Source organism: Vibrio sp. 1580 (assembly GCF_033340055.1).
Map to the genome: position 1 here is coordinate 1 of NZ_JAWOVT010000551.1, position 566 is coordinate 566.

The window sequence follows — 566 nt, forward strand, 5'->3', positions numbered from 1 at the left end:
AATCGTTTTTTATTTGAGATAGTTATGGTCGATATTGTGACATGAATTACAAAGGCTTGCGCCAAATGAGTTCACAGTCTTGGCCACTAAATGTTTGATCCACAAACAAGTCTGCGACTGCAACAACTTGGTCTTTGTACATCAAAATCGGGATCTGACGACGTAACCAGCTTGGCACATTGTATTCTTGGAATAACTTTTTCAGTTTACGACTGCGACTACGTGTTGTGGGGTGTGCCGACAAACCTTCGGGATTGAAAGTAACCCTCAATAACTCAGGGTGCGATGGCAGCGAAATACTTGGCTGATGAGAACCCGAACTAAGCGTTAACGTCCCCAAACTCTCAGGTAAAACCAGTGGCTCATCGATTTGGATATGGCCTTGCCAACTCGTCACATCGGCATGAGGCGTAACCCAGTACAATTTGTTTTGGAAGCGTCGGATCTCTCCTTGTTTGAGTTTAAGCTTTGGATTGGCATCTTGTTGCGCCAATGCCACTTCTTGCCAAATCAAGCGCAATTGAGTTTGACTCGGCATATTGGCATTCAATTTACTCAACCACATA

The 566-nt window shown here is 44.2% G+C and carries 1 protein-coding gene; it reads right to left on the bottom strand.

All coding sequences use genetic code 11. The annotated features are described in order from the left end of the window. Nucleotides 1-46: 46 nt before the first annotated feature. Nucleotides 47-566 (bottom strand): tRNA lysidine(34) synthetase TilS (gene tilS / locus R7093_RS27110; protein WP_318147260.1); only part of this gene is annotated, 520 nt, incomplete at its 5' end.